This window comes from Nonomuraea sp. SYSU D8015, from assembly GCF_008065375.1.
In the GTDB taxonomy this organism is placed as follows: Bacteria; Actinomycetota; Actinomycetes; order Streptosporangiales; family Streptosporangiaceae; genus Nonomuraea.
This window is the reverse complement of the sequence record NZ_VJYI01000002.1, coordinates 662,836-687,031: the sequence shown is the minus strand read 5'-3', so window position 1 is coordinate 687,031 and position 24,196 is coordinate 662,836. Positions and strand designations below refer to the sequence as shown.

The 24,196-nt window shown below is 68.7% G+C and carries 27 protein-coding genes and 1 pseudogene; 17 read left to right on the top strand and 11 right to left on the bottom strand.

What is annotated here, in order from left to right; genetic code table 11:
• Position 1 precedes the first annotated feature (1 nt).
• Positions 2-901 (top strand): M23 family metallopeptidase, encoded by a 900-nt coding sequence (locus tag ID574_RS12590; RefSeq protein WP_188188978.1) that lies wholly within the window; start codon positions 2-4, stop codon positions 899-901.
• A gap of 142 nt (positions 902-1,043) precedes the next feature.
• Here ID574_RS12590 and ID574_RS12585 read toward each other — a convergent pair whose 3' ends face one another.
• Positions 1,044-1,190 (bottom strand): hypothetical protein, encoded by a 147-nt coding sequence (locus tag ID574_RS12585; protein ID WP_188188977.1) that lies wholly within the window; start codon positions 1,188-1,190, stop codon positions 1,044-1,046.
• Between the two features lie 81 nt (positions 1,191-1,271).
• Here ID574_RS12585 and ID574_RS12580 point away from each other — a divergent pair.
• The 9 genes and pseudogenes from ID574_RS12580 to ID574_RS12540 form a co-directional block, all read left to right on the top strand.
• A pseudogene (locus ID574_RS12580) lies at positions 1,272-1,562 on the top strand (GMC oxidoreductase); the annotation flags it as partial.
• Positions 1,563-1,781: 219 nt separating this feature from the next.
• Positions 1,782-2,183, top strand: a complete 402-nt coding sequence (gvpJ, locus tag ID574_RS12575; RefSeq protein ID WP_188188976.1) for a gas vesicle protein GvpJ — start codon at positions 1,782-1,784, stop codon at positions 2,181-2,183.
• Between the two features lies 1 nt (position 2,184).
• Positions 2,185-2,955: a GvpL/GvpF family gas vesicle protein gene (locus tag ID574_RS12570; protein ID WP_188188975.1), complete on the top strand. Its 771-nt coding sequence runs from the start codon at positions 2,185-2,187 to the stop codon at positions 2,953-2,955.
• A complete protein-coding gene (locus ID574_RS12565) occupies positions 2,955-3,227 on the top strand; it encodes a gas vesicle protein GvpG (protein WP_188188974.1) in 273 nt (90 codons plus the stop codon). The genes ID574_RS12570 and ID574_RS12565 overlap by 1 nt, the downstream gene beginning before the upstream one ends.
• 4 nt (positions 3,228-3,231) lie before the next feature.
• Positions 3,232-3,561 (top strand): gas vesicle protein GvpO, encoded by a 330-nt coding sequence (gene gvpO, locus ID574_RS12560; RefSeq protein WP_188188973.1) that lies wholly within the window; start codon positions 3,232-3,234, stop codon positions 3,559-3,561.
• An 11-nt stretch (positions 3,562-3,572) separates the two neighbouring features.
• On the top strand, positions 3,573-3,941 hold the full coding sequence (locus ID574_RS12555) for a gas vesicle protein (RefSeq protein ID WP_188188972.1): 369 nt from the start codon (positions 3,573-3,575) through the stop codon (positions 3,939-3,941).
• The gene (locus tag ID574_RS12550) at positions 3,934-4,734 is read left to right on the top strand and encodes a GvpL/GvpF family gas vesicle protein (RefSeq protein ID WP_188188971.1); all 801 of its coding nucleotides are present in this window, start codon (positions 3,934-3,936) and stop codon (positions 4,732-4,734) included. The genes ID574_RS12555 and ID574_RS12550 overlap by 8 nt, the downstream gene beginning before the upstream one ends.
• Positions 4,721-4,954, top strand: coding sequence for a gas vesicle protein (locus ID574_RS12545; RefSeq protein WP_188188970.1), 234 nt, complete (start codon positions 4,721-4,723; stop codon positions 4,952-4,954). The genes ID574_RS12550 and ID574_RS12545 overlap by 14 nt, the downstream gene beginning before the upstream one ends.
• The gene (locus tag ID574_RS12540) at positions 4,947-5,258 is read left to right on the top strand and encodes a gas vesicle protein K (protein ID WP_188188969.1); all 312 of its coding nucleotides are present in this window, start codon (positions 4,947-4,949) and stop codon (positions 5,256-5,258) included. The genes ID574_RS12545 and ID574_RS12540 overlap by 8 nt, the downstream gene beginning before the upstream one ends.
• 20 nt (positions 5,259-5,278) lie before the next feature.
• Here ID574_RS12540 and ID574_RS12535 read toward each other — a convergent pair whose 3' ends face one another.
• The 3 genes from ID574_RS12535 to ID574_RS12525 are packed head-to-tail and all read right to left on the bottom strand — an operon-like array spanning position 5,279 to position 8,296.
• On the bottom strand, positions 5,279-6,784 hold the full coding sequence (locus ID574_RS12535) for a tripartite tricarboxylate transporter permease (protein WP_188188968.1): 1,506 nt from the start codon (positions 6,782-6,784) through the stop codon (positions 5,279-5,281).
• Between the two features lie 20 nt (positions 6,785-6,804).
• Positions 6,805-7,266, bottom strand: a complete 462-nt coding sequence (locus ID574_RS12530) for a tripartite tricarboxylate transporter TctB family protein (RefSeq protein ID WP_188188967.1) — start codon at positions 7,264-7,266, stop codon at positions 6,805-6,807.
• Between the two features lies 1 nt (position 7,267).
• Positions 7,268-8,296: a tripartite tricarboxylate transporter substrate-binding protein gene (locus tag ID574_RS12525; protein ID WP_223166624.1), complete on the bottom strand. Its 1,029-nt coding sequence runs from the start codon at positions 8,294-8,296 to the stop codon at positions 7,268-7,270.
• A gap of 160 nt (positions 8,297-8,456) precedes the next feature.
• Here ID574_RS12525 and ID574_RS12520 point away from each other — a divergent pair, with 160 nt between their 5' ends.
• Together ID574_RS12520 and ID574_RS12515 are read left to right on the top strand one after the other, a co-directional pair.
• Positions 8,457-9,140: a response regulator transcription factor gene (locus tag ID574_RS12520; protein ID WP_188188966.1), complete on the top strand. Its 684-nt coding sequence runs from the start codon at positions 8,457-8,459 to the stop codon at positions 9,138-9,140.
• A gap of 6 nt (positions 9,141-9,146) precedes the next feature.
• Entirely contained in the window at positions 9,147-10,628 is a 1,482-nt protein-coding gene (locus ID574_RS12515) for a sensor histidine kinase (protein WP_188188965.1), read from the top strand.
• A 36-nt stretch (positions 10,629-10,664) separates the two neighbouring features.
• On the opposite strand, the gene ID574_RS12510 is transcribed toward ID574_RS12515, so the two are convergent.
• Positions 10,665-11,624, bottom strand: coding sequence for a TAXI family TRAP transporter solute-binding subunit (locus tag ID574_RS12510; RefSeq protein ID WP_188188964.1), 960 nt, complete (start codon positions 11,622-11,624; stop codon positions 10,665-10,667).
• Positions 11,625-11,698: 74 nt separating this feature from the next.
• Positions 11,699-12,064 carry a hypothetical protein gene (locus ID574_RS12505; RefSeq protein WP_188188963.1) on the bottom strand — a complete coding sequence of 122 codons (366 nt, stop codon included), beginning with the start codon at positions 12,062-12,064 and terminating at the stop codon, positions 11,699-11,701.
• Positions 12,065-12,245: 181 nt separating this feature from the next.
• Between ID574_RS12505 and sigJ the strand changes: the two genes are divergently transcribed.
• Positions 12,246-13,178 carry an RNA polymerase sigma factor SigJ gene (gene sigJ / locus ID574_RS12500; RefSeq protein WP_188188962.1) on the top strand — a complete coding sequence of 311 codons (933 nt, stop codon included), beginning with the start codon at positions 12,246-12,248 and terminating at the stop codon, positions 13,176-13,178.
• Between the two features lie 290 nt (positions 13,179-13,468).
• Entirely contained in the window at positions 13,469-15,013 is a 1,545-nt protein-coding gene (locus ID574_RS12495) for a type 1 periplasmic-binding domain-containing protein (RefSeq protein WP_188188961.1), read from the top strand.
• Here ID574_RS12495 and ID574_RS12490 read toward each other — a convergent pair.
• The 5 genes from ID574_RS12490 to ID574_RS12470 all read right to left on the bottom strand — a co-directional run bounded on the left by ID574_RS12490 (position 15,000) and on the right by ID574_RS12470 (position 19,394).
• A complete protein-coding gene (locus ID574_RS12490; RefSeq protein ID WP_188188960.1) occupies positions 15,000-16,193 on the bottom strand; it encodes an FHA domain-containing serine/threonine-protein kinase in 1,194 nt (397 codons plus the stop codon). The two genes, ID574_RS12495 and ID574_RS12490, sit on opposite strands and share 14 nt — an antisense overlap.
• A complete protein-coding gene (locus ID574_RS12485) occupies positions 16,194-17,231 on the bottom strand; it encodes a protein kinase family protein (RefSeq protein ID WP_188188959.1) in 1,038 nt (345 codons plus the stop codon).
• Positions 17,232-17,252: 21 nt separating this feature from the next.
• On the bottom strand, positions 17,253-18,230 hold the full coding sequence (locus ID574_RS12480; protein ID WP_188188958.1) for a protein phosphatase 2C domain-containing protein: 978 nt from the start codon (positions 18,228-18,230) through the stop codon (positions 17,253-17,255).
• 95 nt (positions 18,231-18,325) lie between these two features.
• On the bottom strand, positions 18,326-19,027 hold the full coding sequence (locus tag ID574_RS12475) for a vWA domain-containing protein (RefSeq protein ID WP_223166623.1): 702 nt from the start codon (positions 19,025-19,027) through the stop codon (positions 18,326-18,328).
• A 181-nt stretch (positions 19,028-19,208) separates the two neighbouring features.
• Positions 19,209-19,394 carry a cyclase family protein gene (locus ID574_RS12470; RefSeq protein ID WP_188188956.1) on the bottom strand — a complete coding sequence of 62 codons (186 nt, stop codon included), beginning with the start codon at positions 19,392-19,394 and terminating at the stop codon, positions 19,209-19,211.
• 884 nt (positions 19,395-20,278) lie between these two features.
• Here ID574_RS12470 and ID574_RS12465 point away from each other — a divergent pair.
• The 3 genes from ID574_RS12465 to ID574_RS61530 all read left to right on the top strand — a co-directional run bounded on the left by ID574_RS12465 (position 20,279) and on the right by ID574_RS61530 (position 24,103).
• Positions 20,279-20,602 (top strand): hypothetical protein, encoded by a 324-nt coding sequence (locus ID574_RS12465; RefSeq protein WP_188188955.1) that lies wholly within the window; start codon positions 20,279-20,281, stop codon positions 20,600-20,602.
• A 186-nt stretch (positions 20,603-20,788) separates the two neighbouring features.
• A complete protein-coding gene (locus tag ID574_RS12460) occupies positions 20,789-21,139 on the top strand; it encodes a hypothetical protein (protein WP_188188954.1) in 351 nt (116 codons plus the stop codon).
• A 354-nt stretch (positions 21,140-21,493) separates the two neighbouring features.
• Complete coding sequence (locus ID574_RS61530; protein ID WP_188188953.1) at positions 21,494-24,103, top strand: FxsB family cyclophane-forming radical SAM/SPASM peptide maturase; 2,610 nt, start codon at positions 21,494-21,496, stop codon at positions 24,101-24,103.
• Positions 24,104-24,196 lie beyond the last annotated feature (93 nt).

Sequence of the window (24,196 nt, the reverse complement as noted above, 5' to 3'; positions counted from 1 at the left end):
CATGCCCACAACCGGCAGCCCGACCTGGCCCAAGACCATCAAATCCGTGACCACCGCCCTGTTAGCCACACTCGCGGCAGCGTTGTTCCCCCAGGCCGCCTCGGCACAGGACCCCGAAATTCTGGCCGTGTCCCACAAGAGCCCGTTCAACTGCGGGAAGACCTTCTACGCCAACAACTGGTACCCCGGCCACAACCCCTCGGGTTCTCTCGACTGGCAGGACTACGGGGGCGACGACATCAACGGCGAAACCGTACGTGCCACCGCTTCGGGCACCGCGTACTTCTACGACGCGGGAAACACGAGCTACGGCAAGTGGATAGAGGTCCGTCACAGCGACGGCACCAGAACCCGCTATGCCCACCTCGCGACCATGGTGAGGGCGGCCGGCGGTTCGATGAGCGTCAGCCAGGGCACCACGATCGGGACTGTCGGCTCGACAGGCGGCTCCTCCGCCCCGCACCTGCACTACGAGCAGCGGACCTCCACCGGTGCGATGGACACCAGCCCGACCGTGGACGGCGTGACCGTGTCCTTGGGCGAGAAGAAGGCCATCAGGAGCACCAACGCCTGCAGCAGCAACCCTCACACCCCTGAAGAGGTCTGCGGCAGCGGTTACACGGTCATCGACTCGGCCGGCCTGGTGGGTGGCCGCACCTACCTGCTCTACAACTCGGGCAACGGCTACAACTGCGTCGTGACGCTGAAGACGACGAACCTCGGCACACCGTCGTCGATGTCGGCCTTCCTGGAGCCGCAAGGGGAAACCCGGACGACCGACTCGGGCAGCTACGGCTATTACGCGGGGCCTGTCAGACGCGCCGCGGCCGGGCAATGCGTCAGGTGGGGCGGCTCGATCGGCAGTAGTTCATACACCAGCCCCTTCGAACACTGTGATTGAGAGCGTGCCGCTATGAGGTGTCAAAGGCCACTCCTCGATCAGGGGTTGTGGCCTTTGACATGGAACGGAGTCGCGAATCCTCGGCCAGGCCGGCCATGGTGAGCTCTGCGTTCGAGGCGGTGACGACCGCCTTTCGGAATCGTCAGCAGGCTCGGAAGGACGTGAGCTTGTCGTTGTCATATCCGATGTAGGGCGTGGACTCCCCGGGCTCGATCCTCGTGCGGTTTGTTCTGTTGAACATCCGCCAGTTCAGCAGGTGGCCCGACAGCCGCGGCAGTGTGCGTCCCACCGGTCCTGACCCCGAACAGGACCCGATCGTCGACCCCGGCTACCTCACCGCGCCGGCGGGTCTGTCCCCCTCGTCGAGGGCCTTTCCATCGCCAGAGACATCCTCGATGCGCCCGCGCTGAAGCCGTACGTCGAGGGCCCAATAGCCCCGTGGCGGGACGGCGCGGGCCTCGACGAGCTGGCGCAGTACGTCCGCGACTACGCCACCACGATCTCCCGTCCGGCGGGCGCCTGTCGCATCGGCGGCGCGGTCGACACCCACCTGCGCGTGGTCGACGCCTTGGTCATGCCGGTCATCGACCGCGGCCACCCGCAGGCTGTCGTGGTGGCGCTCGCCGAACGCGCCGCCGACCTGATCCGCCAGGACCAGTGACCGGCCGGCGGCCGTTCGGCGACGGCGGCCGGAACAGGGCGAGGCGGCCGCGGGGAGATCCGGTCGGACCCTTTTGTCAATTATGTGTTTCTTTGACCTTTTTGGGGGGTAGAGCGACCACTTCTCCTGGCTCGGCAGCCCGCTCGGGGCGGTCGAGTCGAGGCCTTCCCCGCCCGGCGGGGATGACCCGGCAGCCAAGCGATCAGGAAGAGGAGAGGCATGACTGTCCAACCTGCGACAGGGGGAATGGCTGGAGGCCCGTCTCCATCAGGTCTGGCGGACGTCATCGACACGATCCTGGACAAAGGACTCGTCATTGATGCGTACGTCAGGGTTTCCCTCATCGGCATAGAGATCCTGACCATCGACGCGCGCATCGTCATCGCCGGCGTGGACACCTACCTGCGCTTCGCCGAAGCCGTGAACCGGCTGGACCTGTCCGAGACGAAGGAGCCCGGGCTACCCGAGATGGTGCAGAGCACGAAGCAGGGGAAGGTCGGCGGCAAGAGCAAGGACGTCGTTCAGGGCGTGCTGGAAGCGGCCGGGGAGAAACTGCACGGCTTCACCGATCGCACGGACGAACGCCAGGAGACCCGGCGGCGCAGGGGAAAGGAGCACTGACATGAGTGTCGGCACTGAACGGAGCCTAGGCGTGTACGTCTACGGCGTGGTCCCCGGGGACGTCGAGCTGCCCGAGGACGCCAGTGGCGTGGGAGCCAAGCCGGGAGAGGTCGAGATCGTGCGGCACGGCGAGATCGCGGCTTTGACGAGTGAGGTCCCCCTCGATCGCCCGCTCGGCACACCCGACGACCTCTACCGGCACCAGAGTCTGCTGGACGCCACGGTGGCAGAGGTGCCCGTGCTGCCGCTCCGCTTCGGGGCGGTCCTGACGAGCACCGAGGCGGTCGTCGACGAGCTGCTGGCCCCTCATGGTGAGGAGTTCCTGGCCGGGTTGAAGGAGTTGGAGGGGCGGGTCCAGTACGTCGTCAAGGGCCGTTACGTCGAGCAGGCGGTGCTGCGTGAGGTGCTGGAGGAAGTCCCCGAGGCCGCGCGGCTGCGCGAGGAGATCCGCGACATGGACGAGGACTTGGCCCGCGACGTGCGGATCCGGCTCGGGGAGTTGGTCGGCAACGCGATCGCGGCCAAGCGCGAGGCCGACACCCGCGCGCTGCTGGAGGCGGTCGCTCCCGTGAGCCTGCTGCGCAACGTGCGGGAGCCGTCTCACGAGCTGGACGCCGTCCATCTGGCGTTCCTCGTGGCGCGGGATCGGCAGGCCGACCTCGAGCAGGTCGCGGGGGAGTTCGCCGATCGATGGGCGGGACGGGTCGAGTTCCGCCTGCTGGGGCCGATGGCGGCGTACGACTTCATCGTGTCACGGAAGGACGGCGGCTAGTGGGACTGTTCTACGTGCTCTTCGGATGGCCGATCGCCACGGTCAAGGGCGTGGTCCGGCTGGGAGAGCTGATCCAGGAACAGGCCGAGCGGGAGACATACGACCCCGTCAGGGTCCGGCACCGGCTGGAGGAGATCGAGCGGCTCCAGGCGGACGGTGCGATCTCGAAGGAGGATGCCGTCCGCGAGATGGAGCTGATCTCCCGGCAGATGATCGGCGGATCCGGTTCCGCCGGCGTCGGCGGGGCGGCCGACGGCCACGAGAGGGGGTGATCGCTTGCCTGCCAGGCGAGATGCCCCCGAGGGCAAGGAGCAGGCCGACACGGGAGCCGAAGGGCGCCGTTCTCGCACCCTGTCGGCGGAGACCGCCGGAGCGGCCGGGCTGCGGCACATTACCGGCCTGACCGCCAAGGAAGTGGAAGGCGCCACGCGGGTGCAGCCGGTCGAGGACGGCTGGATGGTCGAGGTGGAGGTGGTGGAGGACCGCCGCGTCCCTTCGTCCGGCGACATCCTGGCGCTCTACGAGGCCGAGCTGGACATGGACGGAAATCTGATCTCCTACCGAAGGAAGCGGCGCTACAGGCGCGGTAGCAGCGACAACGCGTGAGGCACGGCGACATGACGCAATCCAGCTCCATGGTGAACCACCCCTACTCTCCGCAGGGCCGGGAGTCGGCGAACCTCGGCGACATTCTGGAGCGGGTCCTCGACAGCGGGATAGTGATCGCTGGCGACATCCGCGTGAACCTCCTGGACATCGAATTACTGACCATCAAGCTCCGCCTGGTCATCGCATCCGTCGACACGGCCAGGGAGATGGGCATCGACTGGTGGGAACACGACCCATGGCTCACCGGGAAGAACCAGGAGTTGCTGGAGGAGAACCGCACGCTCCGCGACCAGCTCGCCGCTGAGCGGTCGCGTCATGCGCTGCCGGAGACGGACACCAGGAAGCGGCCGCGCGAACAGGAGCAGCCCGATGGTTGACGTGGGCACGTACCTCTACGCGGTCGCGCTCGGTCAGGACTCGCCGCCGTCGGAGGGGGCGTTGGGAGGTTTGACGGGGGTCGCGGGCGGCCCCGTACGGGTGATCTCCCATGCCGGTCTCGTGGCGTACGTGAGCGCCGTCCCCTTGACGGAGTTCGGCGAGGAACCGCTCCGGCGGTCGCTGGAGGACATCGACTGGCTCGGCGAGACCGCCCGCGCCCATCACCGGGTGGTGGAGGCGGTGGCGGCCGAGGCGCCGACCGCTCCGGCGCGGCTGGTCACGGTCTATCGCGGCGAAACGCAGATCCGGAACCTCATGGAACAGCGCCGGGACGACTTCCTGGAGGCGCTGTCCCGCATCGCCGGCCGCCAGGAATGGGGCGTGAAGGTGTCCGCCACCCCGTCCGCTGCGCCCCCGGCCGAGGAACCGGCCTCGCAGCGCAGCCCGGGAACGGCGTACCTCAAGAAGCGTCAAGCCGGCCTGCGTACCCGCGAGGAGGCGTGGCGGCAGGCGGTCGTGCGGGCCGAGCGCATCCACGACCTGCTGAGTTCCGTCGCGGTGGCGAGCCGCCGCCACCGCGCTCAGGACCCGCAGCTGTCGGGTCGTGAGGGATGGATGGTGCTCAACGGTGCGTACCTGGTCGACGAGGGCCGCACCGAGGAGTTCGGGCAGGTCGTCGAGGAGCTGCGCGGAGAGGGCATCGACGTCGAGCTGACCGGCCCATGGGCGCCCTACTCCTTCACGGCGCCCGTCGAGACGGGGGAGGCGGAGGTGCGAGATGACGCTCCCTGACGGCTCGCGGGACGCGGTCCCGGCGCGCGGGGGACGCCTGCCGCCCGAGCGGGTGGCGCTGGTGGACCTCCTGGACCGGCTGCTGGCGGGCGGGGTCGTCGTCAGCGGGGACCTCGTGCTCTCGATCGCGGACATCGATCTCGTCCGCATCTCCCTGCGCGCGCTGATCACGTCCGTACGGGAGTCCGACACGATCGCAGGTGCGCGCCGCCATGAATAGTCGCCAGGACGCGGAGAGCCGGCCGTCGAGGCGGCTGCGCATCGAGGCGGACCGCGAGGCCGTGGAGCGCGACTTGTCCCGTCTCGTCCTGACGCTCGTCGAGCTCGTCCGCCAGCTCGTCGAGCGCCAGTCCATCCGGCGGATGGAGCAGGGAGACCTGTCGGACGAACAGGTCGAAGTGCTGGGCCTGACGTTGATGCGGCTGGAAGAGGCCATGACGGAGCTGTGCGAGCGGTTCGAGGTGTCTCCGGACGATCTCAACATCGACCTCGGACCGCTCGGCTCCCTCCTTCCCCGCTCCTGATCGTTCGAAGGGGTGTTCAGCTACTCCTCCTCGGAGAACACGATCTCGCGGCGCTTGCGGATCGCCGGGAGGACGGTGACGGCGAGCGCCGCCACGGCCAGGACCAGGAGCACCGCGGAGATCGGCCGGGTCACGAAGACCGACGCGTCGCCGCGCGAGATGATGAGCGCCCGCCGCAGGTTCTCCTCGAGCAGGGGCCCGAGGACGAAGCCGAGCAGCAGCGGCGCCGGCTCGCAGCCGCACTTGATCAGGATGTAGCCCAGGATCCCGAAGAACACGATCGCGTAGACGTCGTACGCGTTGAACCCCAGGGAGTACGTGCCGATGGAGGCGAACAAAATGATCATCGGGAACAAGACCTGGTAAGGGATGCGCAGCATGCGCACCCACATGCCGATCAGCGGCAGGTTCAGCAGCACGAGCAGCACGTTGCCGATCCACATCGACGCGATCAGGCCCCAGAACAGCTCCGGCTCGTCGACGATGACGTTCGGGCCGGGGGTTATGCCGTGGACGATGAAGGCGCCGACCATCAGCGCCATGACCGGGTGGGCGGGCAGACCCAGGGTGAGCAGCGGGATGAACGACGTCTGCGCGGCGGCGTTGTTGGCCGACTCGGGCCCGGCGACGCCCTCGATCGCGCCGTGGCCGAACTCCTGCTGCCGCTTCGAGATCCGCTTCTCGACGGCGTACGAAGTGAACGAGGCCAGCACGTGGCCACCACCGGGCAGGACGCCGAGCGCGGCGCCGAGACCCGTGCCCCGCAGGATCGGGCCGACGATCCGGCGGCGGTCCTCGCGGGTCGGCCAGAGGTTCTTCACCTTGCTGACGATCGCCGTGCGGGTCTGCTCGTTCTCCAGGTTGCGCAGGATCTCGGCCACCCCGAACATGCCGACGGCGACCGACACGAAGTCGATGCCGCCGTACAGTTCGCGCTCGTCGAACACGAACCGGGGCGTGCCGGTGTAGATGTCCTGGCCGACCGTGCCGAGCAGGACGCCGAGGAAGATCATCGCCAGTGCCTTGAGCGCCGTGCCGCGCGCCAGCGCGATCGACACGATCAGGCCGAGCAGCACCAGCGAGAAGTATTCGGCCGGGCCGAACTGCAGCGCGACGCGGGCCAGCGGTGGGGCCGCGACGGCCAGGGCGACGGTGGCCACCGTACCGGCGATGAAGGATCCGACCGCGGCGGCGGCCAGGGCCGCGCCGGCCCGGCCCTGCCGGGCCATCTCGTGCCCGTCCAGCGCCGTGACCGCTGCCGACGACTCACCGGGCAGGTTGATCAGGATGGCGGTCGTCGAGCCGCCGTACTGTGCGCCGTAATAGATGCCGGCCAGCATGATGAGCGCGGTCACCGGCTCGAAGCTGAACGTGATCGGCAGCAGCATCGCCACCGTCGCCGTCGGCCCGATGCCGGGCAGCACGCCGACCGCCGTCCCGAGCAGCACTCCCACGAAGCAGTAGAGGACGTTCTGGACCAGGAGGGCCGTGGAGAAGCCCAGCGCGAGGTTGTCGAAAAGTTCCATACCTCAATCCGGATGCCGCGTCAGAATCCCAGCCACGGGCCCAAGAGCGGAATCCGCAGCTGAAGCCCGACGACGAAGATGAGCGTGCTGGCCACGGTCAGCCCGGCGGTCACGGCCAGGGCCGTGACCAGCCGTACGCGCGAGCTGGCCAGGGTGGTGAGCAGGGCGGTCACCGCTGACGTCGGGACGAACCCGAGGCCCCGTACGGTGAAGCCGAAGAACAGGACCGCGACCACGATGACGGCGACGGCACGCCAGGGGATCGGCCCGAACGAGATCGCCTCGCCGACGATGAGTCCCTTGACGACGATGGCCAGACCGAGGGCGGCCACGATCGCGCCGACCAGCAGCGGGAAGGCGCCGGGGCCCATCCGCAGCGGGGTGCCCAGCTCGTAGCCGAGCGACCCCACCACGAATGCGCCACCGATCAGGACGAAGATTCCCCCGGCGAGGACGTCCGGGAAGGACCGGCGGCGCTCCACCTCAGGAGGCCTTGACGCCGGCGTCGGCGATGACCCTCGCCCAGGTGCCGATCTGCTCTTGGAGCTTGGCCCGGTGCGCCTGCGGGGTCGCGCTCTCGGCCGGGACCGGCGCGGTGCCGAGCTTGGCCATCTGGTCGATGACCTTCTGGTCGGCCAGTGCCGTCTTCAGCGCCTCGGACAGCTTCTGGACGACGTCCTGCGGCGTGCCCTTCGGGACGTAGAGACCGTGCCACACGCTGACCTGGAGCTGGGGCAGCCCGGCCTCGGTCGTGGTGGGCACGTCGGGCAGGCTCTTCACCCGCTCCGGCGTGGTGACCGCGTACGCCTTCACCTCGCCCGCGGAGATCTGGCCGCTGGTGTTCGTCGTCTGGTCGCACATGAAGTCGACCTGGCCGCCGACGAGGTCGGTCAGCGCGGGGCCGGTGCCCTCGTACGGGACCTCCTGGAGCTTGACCCCGGCGGCGGTCTGGAACAGCAGGCCGCACAGGTGGGACGCGGCGCCGATGCCGGCGTTGGCCAGCGTGACCTTGTTGGCGTTCGCCTTCACGTGGGTCACCAGGTCCTTGAGCGTCGCGGGCGCGAAGTCCTTGCGGGCGACGACCGTCATCGGCACCTCGGTGACGAGCCCGACCATCTCGAAGTCCTCGAGCGGCTTGTAGCCCAGGTTCTGGTACAGGGCGGGCGCCGTCGACATGCCGATGTGGTGCATGAGCACGGTGTAGCCGTCGGGCTGGGCCCGTGCGACCTCGCCTGCGCCGACAGTGCCGCCCGCGCCCTCGACGTTCTGGACGACGATCTTGCCGCCGAGCTTGGCGGCCATCGGCTCGGCGATCAAGCGGGTGACGGTGTCCGTCGGGCCGCCCGCGCTGAACGGCACGACGAATGTGATGTTCTGGTCCGGGTAGCCTCCGCCGGTGGCGCCGCCATTGCCGGCGGTGCCTCCGTTGCCGGCACAGGCGGCGACGAGCGAGACGACGCCGATCGCGGCGATCATCCGGGCGGCCACCCGGTACCTGCTGGGCGTTCTCATATCGCGGCCTCCTCGTCAGCGCATGCGTGAGTGCGCCTCAGTCTCGGCTGGCAGGGCGGCGAATGGTGTCAGAGGAATCCCAAGGAATGCTCGGGATGTCAGAGAAATCCCAAGAACTGAAGGTCTAACGCGAGCATCGATCCGGGCCGTACAATCCGGTATGCGGATCACCATCATCGAGGATGACGACCGCGTGGCGCGGGGCCTGGTGACCGTCCTGGCCCAGGCGGGCTTCGAGGTCCACCGCCTCGCCACCGCCGCAGAGGCCGTGCGCGCCGCCCCGTCCGATGTGGTCCTCGTCGACCTGGGCCTGCCCGACGGTGACGGGCTCGACGTGATCCGCAAGCTGCGTGACCGTCCGGAGACCGCCGTCATCGCCGTGACGGCACGGTCGGAGGAGCACGAGCGGGTCCGCGGCTTGCGCGCCGGCGCCGACGACTACATCGTCAAGCCGTTCGGCATCCCCGAGTTGCTGGCCCGGATCGACGCCGTCCTGCGGCGCACCCGGGTGGCCCGCGCCCTGAGCCACCCGGACGAGCCGCTCGTCCTCGGCCCTATGCGCATCGGCGTCGGCACCCGCGAGGTCACCGTCGACGGCACGCCCGTGACGCTGACCCGCAAGGAGTTCGAGCTGCTCCTGCTGCTGGCCCGGCGGGCGCCGAACGTGGTGAGCCGCGACGTCATCCTCGACCAGATCTGGGGCGCCACCTGGGAGTCCTCGAGTCGCACCCTGGACACCCACATCGCGGCGTTACGGCACAAACTCGGGCCGGCCGTGCCCATCCGCACGATTCACGGGGTCGGCTATCGGCTCGTGGCCGACCGGCCGGAGCTGATCGGCTGACGTGCCGTGCACCGTCGCCTGCTCGTCGTCCTGGTGCCCCTCGCGGTGCTGCTCGTCGCGGCGCTAGGGGTGCCGCTCAGCGTTTCCGTGGCCGAGCGGGAGATGCAGGAGACGTACGTCGACCGGCTGAACGACGTCGCCCGGTTCGCGTCACTGGCCGAGACCGCGCTGTCCACCGGGCGGACCGAGGCGCTCCAGCAGGAGCTGGCGCGCTACCACGAGCTGTACGGCATCCCGGTCGCGGTGATCGACACGTCCGGCACGGTGCTGCTCGGGCCGGCCGGTGCGTATCAGCAGGCGGCGCGGGCCGAGCCGGCGTTGCCCCGGATCGTCACCGCGGCGCTGGCCGGGGCGAGGCCCGAACCGTCCGGGGAATGGGTGCCGTGGGACGACTCCGCACTCGTGGTCGCCGAGCCGGTGGGCCGCGACAGCGAGGTCGTCGGCGCCGTCGTGACGATCTCCGACCTGTCGAAGACGCACCGGCGCATCCTCGTGCGATGGGCCCAGCTCGCCGGGCTCGGGCTGCTGCCGCTGATCGCGCTGGTGGCCGTCGCATGGCCGGTGTCGGCGTGGGTGCTGCGGCCGGTGCGTGAGCTGGACGCGGCGAGCTCGCGGATCTCGCAGGGCGACCTCACGATCCGGGCGGACGCCGAGGCCGGCCCGGTCGAGCTGCGGCGGCTGGCGGAGTCGTTCAACACCATGATGGACGCGGTCGAGAACGCCGTGGACCGGCAGCGCGCGTTCGTGTCCGACGCGTCGCATCAGTTGCGCAATCCCCTGACCAGCCTCCGGCTCGCCGTGGAGAGTCTGGAACCGCATCTGCGCGCGTCCGGCAACGGGCGGCAGGTGTACGACGTCGCCGTCGACGAGGTGAAGGCGATGCAGCGGATGCTGAACTCGCTGCAGGCCAGCGCGCGGATGGAGAGCATTCGGACGGCGTCGCCGGTGGATCTCGACGCGGTGCTGGTGACCCGGGTGGACCGGTGGCGGGCGTTGACGGCGACGGCGGGGCAGACACTGACGGTCGACGTGCCGCCGGGGCTGCGGTTGCTGGAGCCGTCGGGCGGACTGGGCAGCATTCTGGACGAGCTGATCAGCAACGCGTTGCGGCTGTCGGACGCGCAGGTGGTGGAGGTGTCCGCCCGCGTCGTCCCCGATGGTGCGGACGGCCGCGGAGACGCCTCTGCGGCCTCCGCGGACGCAGGCGTGGTCACGATCGCCGTCCGTGACGACGGCCAAGGGATCGACGCGTCCGAGCGGGCCCAGGCGCTACGGCGATTCTGGAGGTCACCGCGGCACCAGAACGTGCCCGGGACCGGCCTGGGACTGGCCATCTGCGCCGACCTGGTCGGGGCGGCCGGGGGCGAGCTGCGGCTGGAGGAGGGCCTGCCGCGTCCGGACGGGTCCGGGCACGGATTCGCCGCGGTGGTCGTGCTGCCGGTCGTTCCGCGGTTGGCGTCGTCGTCCGACGCCTCTTCACCGGTCTGACGGCCCGGGCCGCCGTTGACCTGGCGCTGTCCCAGGTCAGCGCTTGCGGTCGCGGAACCAGGCGGCCGCGCCCGGATGCAGCGGTATCGAGGCGGTGGAGATCCCGGTGCGTACGTTGATCTGCCACGCTTCGGGAACGGCTTCGGCGTCGTCGCGGCTGGCGGAGGTGATCGTGCCGGTGTGCGTGAAGATCGTGTCGGTGATGGCGTAGACCAGGTCGTCAGGCAGGTCGTTGCGTACGAGAAGCATGTTCGGCACGGCGACGGTGCGGGTGGCCGGGACACCGGCGTAGGCGGTCGCGGGGATCATGGCCGGCGTGTAGGGACCTGGGAACGCCGTGAAGAGCGCGTCCGCCTGTGCGTCCAACGGGATCAGCCGGATCGGATGTCGCTGCGCCAGCTCCGTGATGGCGGGTGTCGGGACGCCGGTCAGGGAGAACATCGCGTCGATCTCGCCGTCGCGCAGTGCCGCCGCCGATGCGGCCTGGCTGAGGTACCGGCCGTCGGCTTTCACCGGGCCGAGCTCCAGGACCCGCAGGGACGTGAACTCGGTGCCCGAGTCGCGGGCGCCGAGGGATATGCGCTTGCCCTCGAGGTCGCGGAACTCGTCGATCGCCGAACCGGCCATCACCACGAGATGCAGGTGGCTGTCGTAGAGCCGGCAGATCGCCGACAGCCCCTCGGGCGCGCTGCCGTCGGTCGTGATCAGCGCGTCCAGGCTCGTCAGCCCGAGGTGCACCTCGCCGGCCCTCAGCATCCGGATGTTGTCGGTGGACGCCCCGCTCGGCACGGTGACCAAGGTCGCGCCCGGCACGTGCTCGGTGACGTGCTCGGCCAGCGCACCGCCGATGCGGCGGTACACCGCCCCCGCGGGCCCGGTGGCCAGTCGCAGGTGGACCTCGTCGACCTCGGGCTGCCGGGAGCAACCGGCGAGCAGTCCACCGGCGGCCAGGAGCACCGCCCGTCGGCTGAGCCGCGGCTCCGGGTTCAGCACCATGCCGAGATGATACGGACGGCGGAGCGCGGTCTCCCTCTCCCCGGCCTAGCGGAGCAGGCCGGTTTGCCGGTCTTTCACGCCGCGGCGGTCAGGTGAGTGCGGCGGCCGGTCCAGATCCAGACGAGCTGAAGGACGCTCATGCCGAACATCAGGACGCCCAATGGGACGTGCAGCGTCCTCATGTGTGCGATGCCCAGAGCTATCTGCGCCGACGTGAGCGCGAAGAAGCCGGCCGCGTACAGGATGGGCCTGGGCGACCCGCCGCCTGGACGCCACGCCAGGATCGCGATGATCAGGTGCACCAGCGCCACGATGAACGTCCCGTACGCCCCAGCACTGTGCAACACGTGTCCGTTGGGCGTGGACAGCAACAGTCCGGCGGTGATCGACTGGATGAAGAGGAACAAGGTTTGCAGGGTGATCGCGACACGCAAGAACACAGGTGACTCCTGACGGCTGCAGGACGGGTGAAGACGGCTTCGCTCCGCGCGTCCTGGATGATTTCTCAGTAGTCCGACGACACAGCCCTCCGGAATGTCAGGCGACGCGCCATCTCACGTTCCGAGGCGTTGTCTCGTCGAACTGGTGAGGGCAGATGCGACAAAGGAAGTCGGCGACACCATGACCACCCAACCCGGGCCGAGCGACGCCGGCCTGAACGCGATCATGAGCGAGCGGCGTCAGCTGATCAATCTGGCGTACCGGCTCCTGGGCTCCCTTGCCGATGCCGAGGATGTCGTACAAGAGACGTACGCCCGCTGGTACGCCATGTCCCGGGAACAGCAGGAGGCCATAGAATCGCCCGGCGCCTGGCTGACCAAGGTCGCCAGCCGCATCTGCCTCGACCTGCTCGGCTCGGCACGCGCCCGCCGCGAGCGCTACGTGGGCGAATGGATCCCCGAGCCGCTGCCCGATCGTACGGAATGGATCACCGGGCGGCCGGGTCCCACCACCGTCGACCCCGCCGACCGCGTCACCCTCGACGAGTCGATCACCATGGCCTTCCTCGTCGTGCTCGAATCCATGACCCCGGCCGAACGCGTCGCGCTCATCCTGCACGACGTCTTCCACTACTCCTTCGCCGAAGTGGCCGACATCGTCGGCCGCACCCCGGCGGCCTGTCGCCAGCTGGCCTCTTCTGCCCGCCATCGCATCCGTGCGTCACAGGCGCCCGCGACCTCGCCGACCCGGCAGGCCGGCCTCGTCAGGGATTTCAAGCAGGCATGGGAAGCCAAGGACATCGACGCCCTCATCGGCCTCCTCGACCCCGGCGCCACCGCGATCGTCGACGGCGGCGGCCTCGTCAGCGCAGGCCTCCGCCCGATCGAAGGCGGCGAGCAGATCGCCCGCTACATCGTCGGCATCGCCGGCAAGGCACCCGACCTGACGATCGTGGAGCGCACGGTCAACGGTCAGCCCGGCCTGGTGGCCCAGCACGACGGCGTCACCGTGACGGTGGCGGCGTTCGACGTGGCAGGCGACCGGATCAAGCACATCTGGGCCGTCCGCAACCCCGACAAGCTCCGACCGTGGACGGTGGGGCCACAGCAGTAGGACCACCCGAGACGCTCCGCCGGCCATCGCCTGCCTCACCTGGGCGTGCGTCTCCGGGAGCTCTGCGGCCATCTGGCTGTCGGCCATGGCGGGTCAACGCTGTACGAACTGCTGTTTCGACCCAACCGTTTCCAGACGAACCCGCCAACTGACTGTTGTCGGGCTGCCTTGATCACGTTTTAATGACGTTGAGTTTAGGCGGCTGTCAGCCCAGGGATGGAAAGCGTGCGATCGACGTCCGGGAGAGCGCGCCTGCACGGTCGAGGGATCAGTGACGGCTTGGAGTCCAGATGTATGACGAACCGGCGCCGGCACCCTCCCTCGCCGCGCGCACCTGGAGCCTGTTACGCCAGGTGGGAATGCTTTTCCGCCGCCGCTTGGTGGTGATCGTCGTTGTCGTCGCCGTCCTGATATCCACTGCGGTACTCGTGAATTACACCCAGGGCTGGTGGCCCTGGGGCGGCTGTGAGACGAAGAGCGCGGACGTCGTCGCCATCGAAGGCGAATGCGTCGGGCTGATGGACCCGGTCGACGGGACGATGGTCCTGGGCAAGCAGTATCGCCAGATCCTGGAGGCCATCGCGGCGGAAAACCGCACGGTCACCAAGGAAAAGGACTACAGCACGATCGCGCTCATGGCCCCGATGGGGGCAGGCCCGCGCGGACTGGTCGGCGAGCGCGCCCTCCACCAGCTCGAGGGGGCGTTCATCGGCCAATTCCGCGCCAACCGCTCCGAGACGTTCCCCAAGATCCGGCTCCTGCTGGCCAACACCGGTCACGACGGCTCGAAGTGGCGGACGACGGTGCAGGCGGTGCGGAAGAATGCCGCGACGGGGGCGACGGCGAGCCCCGGACAGGTCGTCGCGGTCACCGGAATGGGCCCGAGCCAGCAGGAAAGCATCGACGCCGCACGTGCCTTGGCCAAGGACCCCGGAATCCCGATGGTCGCCGACTTCATCACCGCGGCCGGGTTCAACACCACCGGTGAGATCGACGACGGCGGACCCATTCCCGGTCTCACCCGCACCGCGGTCAGCACTTCGGCCCAGCTGGCCGCCATCGCCCAAGAGTTCAAGAAGAAGAAGGTCGGCGGGAACGCGGCCCTGATGTGGGCCGACGTGACCCCGCAGGGGACCAAGGACCTTTACGCCCGCTCCCTGAAGGACGCTTTCCTCGATCCGAAGCTCGGGCTCAAGCCGTACGTCGACAGGTCCGGACTCAGTTTTCCTTTCGACCCGCGTGGCGGTCCCTCGCTCCTGCGGACCATCAGCGACACGATCTGCGGGACGAAGACCGACATGATCTTCTACGCCGGCCGCCAGGCGTTCATGCCCACCTTCCTCAAGCTGTTGCGCAGCCGGCCCTGCCGCTCCACGCCCATCACCGTGGTCACCGGCGACGACGCCCAGGACCAAGATCCGAACGACCCGTCGCTGCACGACCCGGAAGCGCCCATCAAGGTGATGTTCGTGCCGCTCGCCGACCCCAAGCGGCTCGACCACCAGGACAACCCGCACCGCCAGCTCTACCGCGACTTCCGTAACGAGTTCGTGGCGCCCCACCATGGGGTGACCTTCCCCGCGGCGCATCTCGGCAGCGGACTGGCGATCTTGTCGTATGACGCGGTCACCGCCGCGGCCACCGCCGTCCAGAAGGCCGCCATCGGCGTGGACCCGTCCCAGCTCAGCCTGCCCTCCGCCGCGGCGGTGCGCGGGCAGCTCTACCTGTTCACCGGCACCAACGTCATCCGCGGCGCCAGCGGCGCCTTCACCCTCGACTCCAGGACCGGGGAACGGGTGAACGTCACCACGCCCACGCCCGTCACCATCCCGTGACCACGACGATCACCGTCAGCGCCACCGCCGCGATGAGGAAGAGCAGAAGCCACCAGCGCGTGGCTGACATCCGGCTGAGCCGTACGCGCTCCAGCTCCCCCGCCTCGGTGAGGCGGAGCACCTCCGTACCGATCGTGAACCGATCACCCGGTCGCAGGGTCGCGTAGAGAACAGGGCGGCCGTCGATGAACGTCCTCAGGCCGCCACTGTGGTCATGCAGCCGGTAGCCTGAGCTCACCTTGCGGATGGTCGCGTGCGCCGGGGCGATCCCCTCCCCATGGATCACGATGTCGGCCGCGGGCCCGCTGCCCAGCGTGGTGATCTCCTTCAGCGTTCCGAGGGTGGCCGGCAGGATCCTGGTATGGGGCACCGTCGCGTGCGCGGTTCGCGACTGATGCCCCACGAGGCGGCCGAGCAGTTCCATGGTGGTGGGCCGCCGTGCCGGATCCTTGGCGAGGCAGTCGGCGATCAGTGAACGCAGCGGCTCGGATATCACTCCCACGTCGGGGGTCTCGGTCAGGACGCGGTTGATGATGACGGCCACGTTGCTCCCCGCGAACGGCACCTTTCCGGTGGCGGCGAAATACACCGTGCCTGCCCACGCGTGCACGTCGGCGGGGGGACCCACTTCGGCGTCGACCCCTCCCACCTGCTCCGGTGCGAGGTAGCCGGGGGTTCCCACGGTCGTGGTGATCGCGGCGCTCGCCTCCAGGGCCCGTGCGACCCCGAAGTCCACGACCCGCGGCCCGTCCGGCCCGATGATCACGTTGGCAGGCTTGAGATCCCGGTGGATGACTCCCGCGCCGTGGATCGCCGCCAGAGCGGTGGCCGTATAGGTCGCCAGGCGCTCGAGCGCGGACCCCGACAGCGGCCCGTGCCTGTCGACGAGCTCCTGCAGGGACGGGCCTTCCACATATTCGCTCACGATGTACGGCTGGTCACGGTCGAAGTCGGCGTCGATGATCATCGCCGTGTACGCCCTGGGCACCCGCGACGCCATGGCCACCTCGTCCGCGAACCGCCTGCGCGCCCTCGGGTCGGCCGCCCCCTGCGCGTGGATCACCTTGATGGCGACCCGGCCCGCCTCCCCCTGCGCGAGGTAGACCGTCCCCTGACCACCGACGCCCAAACAGCCGAGCACCTCGTAGGGTCCGATGCGCCGTGGCTCGCCGGTGTTCATTCAGGCTCCCAACGTGACCGCGACGACGACGGCGATCGCCGCCAGGACGACGATCAGCACCAAGACTCCCCCGTGCCGGCCTCGCGAGCCGTCCCCGACCGCGGACTTCCCGCGCCGCCACGCCTCGCGCAGGTTGGAGTCGGTCTCGACGTAGATGCGTTCGGGAGTGACGAGCCACCGCCACGACTCCCCCGCCGCCCGCCATCGCGCGGTGTCCACCGATTCCGGTGCACCGTCCAGACACTGCCTTATCAGCCGGCGATGCCGCAATGGCAGGACCCTGGCGAGCGCGGCCTCGTCGAGCGACCACGCCTCGGCGCTCTCCTGAAGGCACCGCACGACGGCCCAGGCGAACTTGTAATAGTCCGACTCCGGCGTGAATCCGCCTTCACGGGGGAGTTTCCACTGCTCGGGATCGGCCTCCGGCAAGGCGCCGCGGCCTCCGATCGGCAGGCAGGAGTCGCAGTCCAGCAGGTATACCGCCGGTGCCGGGTCGACGGTGAAGACGGCGTTGCGCAGTTGCAGATCGCCCACCACATAGCCCTGCTCGTGCAGCCACTGCACCGTCGCGAGCAACTGGCCGAGCACGGCCAGCTTGTAGGGCGGCTCGTAGTAGCGCGTGCCGTAGTGGTCACGAAGGGCGCTCACCCGCTCGGGCGACCGAGTGAGCTCGTCCAGGTGTCGTGGCACCAGGCGGGTGCCGAGCTCGACGAACATCTCCTCGGGAGCGGGCCTGATCAGGATGCCGGTGACCCGGTCGTGCCGGACCGCCGCGATCGGCCACGCACAGCGCCGATCGAGTGTCGCGCGGTCCTGCCGGGGAAGTTCACGCCGCCAGCGCACCATGGCGAGCAGAGCGTCCTCGTCCAGCCCCGCCAGCGTCCCCTCGTCGTACCGTTTGAACAAAAACCGGCCAGGGACGCCGCTGACCTCGCACAGCGCCAGGCTGTGAGCCTGACCGCCCGGGCGCAGGTGGTAGACATCGGCGTCCGTGGAGGGCGTCAGATCCGCTTCCTCGACCACATCTGGGGGATTCATACGTCTGCCGCCGCATTCCTGTCACAGGACGGCCGTGTCGTGACGGCCCGCCCACAACGCCAGAACGGTCCGGTCGTCGTCGTAGGTCGACAGGTGGAAATCCACATCGCACAGGAAGCTGCGCAGCTCGGGCGGAGAACTCCACGATGTGACGAGCCGCTGGGCGAGCGTGCTGCCGCCGCCCCCCATGGCCGTCCCGAACCCGTCGCTGCACAGGACGAGCACATCGCCCGGCCCCCAATCGATCTGCTGTTCCCGCAGCTCACCGAGGTCCTCCGGCAGGGCGGACGTGACGTTGTCCGGTCGCCGCCCCTCGGGCGGGAAGATCTCGGTCCACGTCCCGTTGTGGAGCCACAGCGCCGGCGAGTCGCCGATGGCCGCGCAGGCGGCGATCCCGCGCCTGCCGTCCGCGGGAACCACCCCGATCGTCAGCGTCGTGGCGGGCGGATTCGAAGCTCCGGCGCCGTGTTTGCCCGTGGGTCGGCCGCCGAGCCGGGCGGTGGCGCGCATGACCTCCCCGGCGACGGTGGCGAAGGCCGCGTGCCAGCCGAGCCCCGGGGTCAGGGAGAGGTTCGTGGCGGCGCGCACGGCCACCGCGGCGGCGTGTTCGGCGTGCAGCGTGCTCCCCAGCCCGTCAGCCACGGCCGCGATGACCCATCGTCCGTCCGCGCTCAGTCGTACGGCGTAGGCGTCCTGCAAGGGTTCGCCGCGATATCGATGGCGCCGGCCGCGGATGCTCACGGCGCGGATCGTGGTCTGCGCGAGCATGCCGCCGTCGAGCGCGACGCCCGGGGCGCGCGAGTCCGCGCCGCCCGCCAGCAGGACGGGCAGCGGCTGGGGGAGCGGACCGAGTGGCGTCCTGCCGTCGGCCGCGGTGCGGGTCCTGCGGCGGAGCAATGACTGCCCGAGGAGTACGGCGCCACCGCCGGCGATGCCGGACAGGATCCACAGCGGCCAGCCCGACGCCGTCCCACCGCCCTGCCGCGGATTGGGCGTCACGGTCACCGTTGCAGTCGGCTCCGGTGCCGGACCAGGCTTCGCTTCCACCGGGCCGGTTCCGACAAGAAGGAGTAATCCCGCGAGCGTCGCCCTGATCATCTCAGCTGCCGCATCCCACCGGGTCCCCGCAGAACGGCCGTGTTCTTGTTGACCGAGGCGCTGATGCTGTCCGAGACGGCCTGCGCGATGCCGTGGAGCACGGTGGCCGCCCCTGTCGCGATCTCGCCCGCGAAGGCCAGCACTTCGCCCCTGAGGGTGGTGGCGACCCGCCGCAGGGTGTCCTCCTGCACCGTCCCGAATCCGAGCGCCACGATGTACGGCGCCGGGTGAAGGCTCGCCAGCCGGTCACGCGCGGGGCCCCAGATCTCGACGTCCTGATGGTTCTTGCCGACGTACGGCTCGCCGTCCGTGATGAAGAAGACGACCGGCGCCCGCACGTCGAATTGCTTGGACAGCTTCCGGTAGTCCTTCTCAAGGATCTTCACGAGCTCGCTGAAGACCGCCCGATAGTCCGTCTGCCTGCCGGGTTTCAGGGCCGGAACCCTGATCGCGTCGCACGGCCTGGTCAGCGGGAGCACCAGCTCGACCTTGTCGGAGAAGGACACCACGGCGACATGCGCGGCCTCACTGACGCCGGGATCGCCCGCCTCCAGCTCGAAAAGCAGCTCACCGACACAGTCGGAGAGAATCTCGAAGGGGGTGGGCCGTCCATCCTCACGGGCGGTATGCATCGAATGCGATACATCGCACACGATGTAAAAGGGGAAGGCGCGGGGGCGTCCGTTGGCCGATCTCATCGACTTTTCATCCTGATAGGGATCATCCGTCTTTGCAAGGTTGCGAACAGAAGGATGACTTCAGCAGGTAAGCGGCTAACAGGCGGTACTGCCACCGTTCATCCCGTTCAGGGGCGATCCCGCGATGTACAGCCGGCCCTGCAAGGCCGTCAGCCCTGCAGGGCCGTCGGTTGGAGGGTCTTCAGGCCGGCACCCAGACGACGGCGCGTCCTGGGCCGCCGGACGATCTGGCGATCTTGATGGGCATGAACTGGAACGTTCCTCCCTCCTCGGGAACCTCCTTGAGGTTGGCCAGGCTCTCGATGAAGACCTGTCCGTTGGACAGCCCTTCGACATGTGCCGGAGCGCCGTTCTGGACTGCTCCCATACTCGGCGCGTCCGTGCCGACGCATCGCACACCGCGGTCGAGCAGGTGCCGGATGGAGGCGACGGACGGACCCGGTCAGCAGCCGCCCCATGCGCTTCTCATGTGCCTCGAGGTGTTCCGGCTCGATCCAAGGACTCTCTCCCGGGACGTCGCGCATGAGGCTCCGTACGTCGACGCAGACCGCCTTCCCCCGTCGGCGAGTGGTCGGCCAAATCAGTGACCTGTATCGGTGCCGTGAACGTCGTGGTGCTCGAAGGAGGATCGACGGCCTCGGGTAGCGGCGAATCGTGTACGGCGAAGGACCACCGCTCGGGATTGGCCGCGACGGCGACGTCGTCCACGAGGTAGTAGGCCACGTCGTAGTCCAGTCCGTTGGCGAGGACGCGAATGCTGTGCTCGTCGATGTTGCACTGGTAGACATCCGGGAGCCGTGTTCTGGCCAGAACACGGAGGTCCTGCATGGTTCGCGGTGCTGGTCCCCTTTCGAGAAGAGGCAGTCCAGGCCATAGACGGTCGTGCCCAGCTCGTCTGTGAGCCAGTCATGGGCGTCTTGGGCGGAGGCTTCGCTCCAGACGCTGCGGACCCAGTCCAGCACCGTTGGCTTGGCCAGATGTCGTACCGACTTGCCCAACATCCCTTGGTCCCACGATCGATAGATCATGTACATGGTGGCCCGCCTGTAGATCGCCGAGAGAGGAATCTTAGCGATGGCAGACCACGCTGTAGCTTCTTTGCTGCTGTACAAGATCGAACAGACTCCGGTCGCGACTCGTCGGGTGGTGTGATGACGCAATAATTGCCCTATGAGGCGGCCCGCGTTCAATAGAGGAAACATGAGGGGCTCTGTTCCTAGTCGTGCAGATGTGAAGGAATGCTGGCGAGCGTTGACGGACGGCCAGGTCAACCGTCGTGAAGTGCACGAATGGGCTTCAACCTGGGTGGAAGAGCACGACGCGGCCATCGCCGACCCGATGATCCTCAACGGCCTCCAGTATCTTCACGGTTTTGATTTGTCCTACGACCCGGAGAACCCGAACGTGGTGCGTCATGGTGTGGGAGAGCGTTATGTGCATAGCGATCAGGAGATCGCCGACGCCCTTGCGCGATGGGAATCCAATTGTGGACTCTATGATTCCGATCCTGCCGCCTATCTGAGACGTGCGAAGGAACGCCTGACGAGCTGGTCACCGCCCACCCGCAAGCCGTGAGGACACCTTCCGATCGGCGTACTTACAGAGGGGCCTGTTGCGGAAGCCGATGCGAAGCAAAGGCGCAGGGCAGGGCCGTGTGATCATGATGAGATCTGCCACTGCGAAGATCCCTGGGTTATGAGGCGACGAATGGCGGCGGCGGTTCTCCTGATGGCCGCATCCACGGTGACTGCGGGGCCGGCTGTGCGAGCCGATGCCGTGGTGGATCCGGCCGGCGCCATCCAGCGCCAGCTCGTCCCCGGTCATGGGGTGAGGATCGTCGAGCTTTCCCGGATGTTCATGTTCGGCAGGTGGTCCTCGATCAAGCCGGTGTGCGGCGTCGTGGGGTTCGGCAAGGGCAGGATCGTGGCGACGGACATGAAGATCCCCTGCCGTTCCTGGCGCGAGCCCAACGACGGCCCCAACAGATTCGCCGGTGACGACAGGTACTACGCCTTCGTGGATGACCTCCGCCTGTCGGACTGGGGGATGAAGGTGGACATCAAGCCGCCGCCGGCAGATGAGACGGTGCCATCGGAGGAACTGCACGACTGACCGAACCGCGGGACATGACCAACGTTTTGCGGCACTGAGCGACGTCTGGGTCGTCGTGCCGCGCGACTCTGGCGCACGGATGTCCGGCGATATCCCGTTGGCATCCGCCCGGTTATCCGATCGAAACGCGGTCGCCACGTGGCGGCTGTGTCAATGCGCCCTCGCGCACTGACGAATCGGGGATAAGATCGCAGCGTGTCGCAGAGGGTGACGTTGGGCATTAGCGAACGATCTTCGCTGCCGACAGGCGATATATCAATCTTCATCAGACGAATGCTCTTTATTTATTCTCAAAATAGCCGATGAACGAATTTTCGTGTCGCAGTGCTCGAATCTCCTTAGGGGTTGGTGGGCGTGAGTTCGGAGTCTGGAGAGGCCGCGCCGCGCCTCGAATGGCCCATGGATCTGGACATCAACGCTCTGCTGGAGAGCGGCTGGCGCCCCACGCCCTTTCAGCAGTTCGTGCTCAAGATCCACAGTAGGTGCAATCTCGCCTGCGCCTACTGCTACATGTACGAAATGGCCGACCAGGGCTGGCGCCGCCAGCCCCGGCGGATGTCGCAGTCGACGATCGACTCCGTCGCGGCGCGCATCGCCGAACACGCGCGGATGAATCGCCTGCCGGAAGTGGACGTGATCCTCCACGGGGGCGAGCCCCTACTCGCCGGCGCCGACCACATCCGCTACGCGGTGAACGCCGTACGCTCCGCGGTCGACCCCGGCGTGACGGTGAACGTCCAGGTGCAGACCAACGGCGTGCTCCTGGACTCCGTCTTCCTCGAACTGTTCGACGAACTCGGCGTCCTCGTCGCGGTCAGCCTCGACGGCGACCGCGAGGCCAACGACCGCCACCGCCGCGGACCGGCGGGGCAGAGCAGCTACGACCGGGTCCACGCCGGGCTGGCCAAACTCATCTCCCCTGCCTTCCGGCACCTGTTCAACGGGCTGCTCTGCACGATCGACGTGCGGAACGACCCCGTCGCCACGTACGAGGCGCTCCTGGCGTACGGCCCGCCGACGATGGACTTCCTGCTGCCGCACGGCACCTGGGAGACACCTCCACCGGGCCGCCGGCCGGACAGTGAGGACACACCGTACGGCGACTGGCTCATCGCCATCTTCGACCGCTGGTACCACGCGCCGGAGCGCGAGACCCGGGTCCGGTTGTTCGACGAGATCATCCGTCTCGTGCTGGGACGCCCCTCGCGCAGCGAGGCCGTCGGGCTCTCCGCTGTCGCCGTCGTCGTCGTCGAGACCGACGGTGGCATCGAACAAGTGGACAGCCTCAAGTCTGCCTACGACGGAGCCACCCGTACGCCGCTGCACGTCGGCACCCACGCCTTCGACGCCGCGCTCATGCTGCCCTCGATCGCCGCCCGGCAGATCGGAGAGCGCGCGCTGTCACCCGAGTGTCAGGCGTGCGAGATACGGCGCGTCTGCGGCGCGGGACTCTATCCTCATCGCTATCGTCCCGGTACCGGATTCGCCAATCCCAGCGTTTACTGCCGCGACCTCTTCCGGCTCATCAAACATGTCCAGCACACGCTGAACGATGACATCGCCGCGGTACGCGACCGCAGTCGGCGTCGTCGCGCTTCCGAACAGATCGCCCGAACCGCAGAGAGGCAACCTCACGCCATGACGTTGACACCGCATCTCCTGCCCAAAGAGGTGTTCCTCGAGCTCGCCGCAGGCGGGGGCGGCCGCGACGCCGTCGAGCACCTGTGGACGGCGCAGGACAGCAAACGTCTGCTGCTCCTCCGCGGGGTCCGTGACCTCGCCGAAGACGATGTCTCCCGGGTTCGGCACGCCTATGACCTGCTCGCCGACGTCCAGGACGCCGCACCCGAGGACACCAGGGCGGTGCTTCGCTATCCGACCGTCGCATCCTGGGGGCTGCGGACGCTCCACGCACTCAGCGGCCAGTCGCCCCCGGCCCCTTGGGCGACCCCGACCGCGATGGCGTCGCTGGCGGCGGTCGCGGCGATCCGGTCCGGGCGCCGCGAGACGATCGAGGTGCCCGTGGTGGACGGCGCGGTCGTGCTCCCGTCGCTGGGCCGGGCGTTCTTCCCTGACGGCGGCCGGTTCGCCGTCGTACGCACCGCGGACGGCGAGGCGGAGATCAGCGCCGGCGGGGTCACCGTACGCGTCGGCGAGGGCCCCTCGTGGGAAGGCCTGCGCCGCATCAGCGCCTCGCACCGCGGCGTGGCGGTCGAGTTCGTCGTCGACGACGTCGATCCTGGCCGGATGCCGGGCGCGCGGCGTACCGAGGGCCGACTGAGTGAAGCGGAACTTCAGCGGTGGGCGTCGACTCTGCAGCCGGCCTGGGAGATCCTCGTCGACCGGCACCCTCAGGTGGCCGAGGAGATCAGTGCCGTGGTCACGGTGCTGACACCGCTGATCGGGCCGGAGGACGGCACCTCCAGCGCCACGTCCAAACTGGCCTTCGGCAACATCGGGATCTCCACGCCGCCCGACCCGCACTCGTTCGCGGTGACCCTGGCGCACGAGTCCCAGCATGCGAAGCTGAGCGGCCTGCTGGACCTGATCCCACTGACGCAGCCGGACGACGGCAGCCGCTACTACGCGCCGTGGCGTGATGACCCGCGCCCGCTGGGCGGCCTGCTCCAGGGCGCGTACGCGCACATGGGCATCGCGGCGTACTGGCAAGTGGAACGCCGGGAGCCGCATTCGGAGGACCTGTTGCTTCGCGCCCACACAGAGTTCGCCCGGTGGCGCGACGGCACGGACGCGGCGATCCGTACGCTGCGGTCAAGCGGCCGGCTCACCGCCGAGGGCGATCTGTTCACCGCCGAGATGGCCGGCACGATGGCCGTGATGTGGGAGGAGGACGTCCCGGCTGAGGCCACGCGCCGAGCCCGCATCTCGGTCGGCCGGCACCTGGAGGGCTGGCGCCACCGCAACGGCGAACCACCGGCCGGCCACCTGCCGTCACTCGCCTAGGCGTGCATCAAAGTCCGCCGAGGCGTCGGTGGAGGTGTGTGGCGCGGTGGAGCGCGTCGTGAAACGACAACGAGGGAGGTCTCCGGCTTCCCT

Excerpts from the sequence above, each read along its gene's own strand:
- ID574_RS12490 (WP_188188960.1), bottom strand. The coding sequence starts at position 16,193 with ATGAACACCGGCGAGCCACGGCGCATCGGACCCTACGAGGTGCTCGGC.
- ID574_RS12470 (WP_188188956.1), bottom strand. The coding sequence starts at position 19,394 with ATGGGAGCAGTCCAGAACGGCGCTCCGGCACATGTCGAAGGGCTGTCC.
- ID574_RS12520 (WP_188188966.1), top strand. The coding sequence starts at position 8,457 with ATGCGGATCACCATCATCGAGGATGACGACCGCGTGGCGCGGGGCCTG.
- ID574_RS12550 (WP_188188971.1), top strand. The coding sequence starts at position 3,934 with ATGGTTGACGTGGGCACGTACCTCTACGCGGTCGCGCTCGGTCAGGAC.
- ID574_RS12525 (WP_223166624.1), bottom strand. The coding sequence starts at position 8,296 with ATGAGAACGCCCAGCAGGTACCGGGTGGCCGCCCGGATGATCGCCGCG.
- ID574_RS12495 (WP_188188961.1), top strand. The coding sequence starts at position 13,469 with ATGTATGACGAACCGGCGCCGGCACCCTCCCTCGCCGCGCGCACCTGG.
- ID574_RS12475 (WP_223166623.1), bottom strand. The coding sequence starts at position 19,027 with ATGAGATCGGCCAACGGACGCCCCCGCGCCTTCCCCTTTTACATCGTG.
- ID574_RS12555 (WP_188188972.1), top strand. The coding sequence starts at position 3,573 with ATGACGCAATCCAGCTCCATGGTGAACCACCCCTACTCTCCGCAGGGC.
- ID574_RS12540 (WP_188188969.1), top strand. The coding sequence starts at position 4,947 with ATGAATAGTCGCCAGGACGCGGAGAGCCGGCCGTCGAGGCGGCTGCGC.
- ID574_RS12545 (WP_188188970.1), top strand. The coding sequence starts at position 4,721 with ATGACGCTCCCTGACGGCTCGCGGGACGCGGTCCCGGCGCGCGGGGGA.
- ID574_RS12570 (WP_188188975.1), top strand. The coding sequence starts at position 2,185 with ATGAGTGTCGGCACTGAACGGAGCCTAGGCGTGTACGTCTACGGCGTG.
- ID574_RS12535 (WP_188188968.1), bottom strand. The coding sequence starts at position 6,784 with ATGGAACTTTTCGACAACCTCGCGCTGGGCTTCTCCACGGCCCTCCTG.
- sigJ (WP_188188962.1), top strand. The coding sequence starts at position 12,246 with ATGACCACCCAACCCGGGCCGAGCGACGCCGGCCTGAACGCGATCATG.
- ID574_RS12510 (WP_188188964.1), bottom strand. The coding sequence starts at position 11,624 with ATGGTGCTGAACCCGGAGCCGCGGCTCAGCCGACGGGCGGTGCTCCTG.
- gvpJ (WP_188188976.1), top strand. The coding sequence starts at position 1,782 with ATGACTGTCCAACCTGCGACAGGGGGAATGGCTGGAGGCCCGTCTCCA.
- ID574_RS12485 (WP_188188959.1), bottom strand. The coding sequence starts at position 17,231 with ATGAATCCCCCAGATGTGGTCGAGGAAGCGGATCTGACGCCCTCCACG.
- ID574_RS12590 (WP_188188978.1), top strand. The coding sequence starts at position 2 with ATGCCCACAACCGGCAGCCCGACCTGGCCCAAGACCATCAAATCCGTG.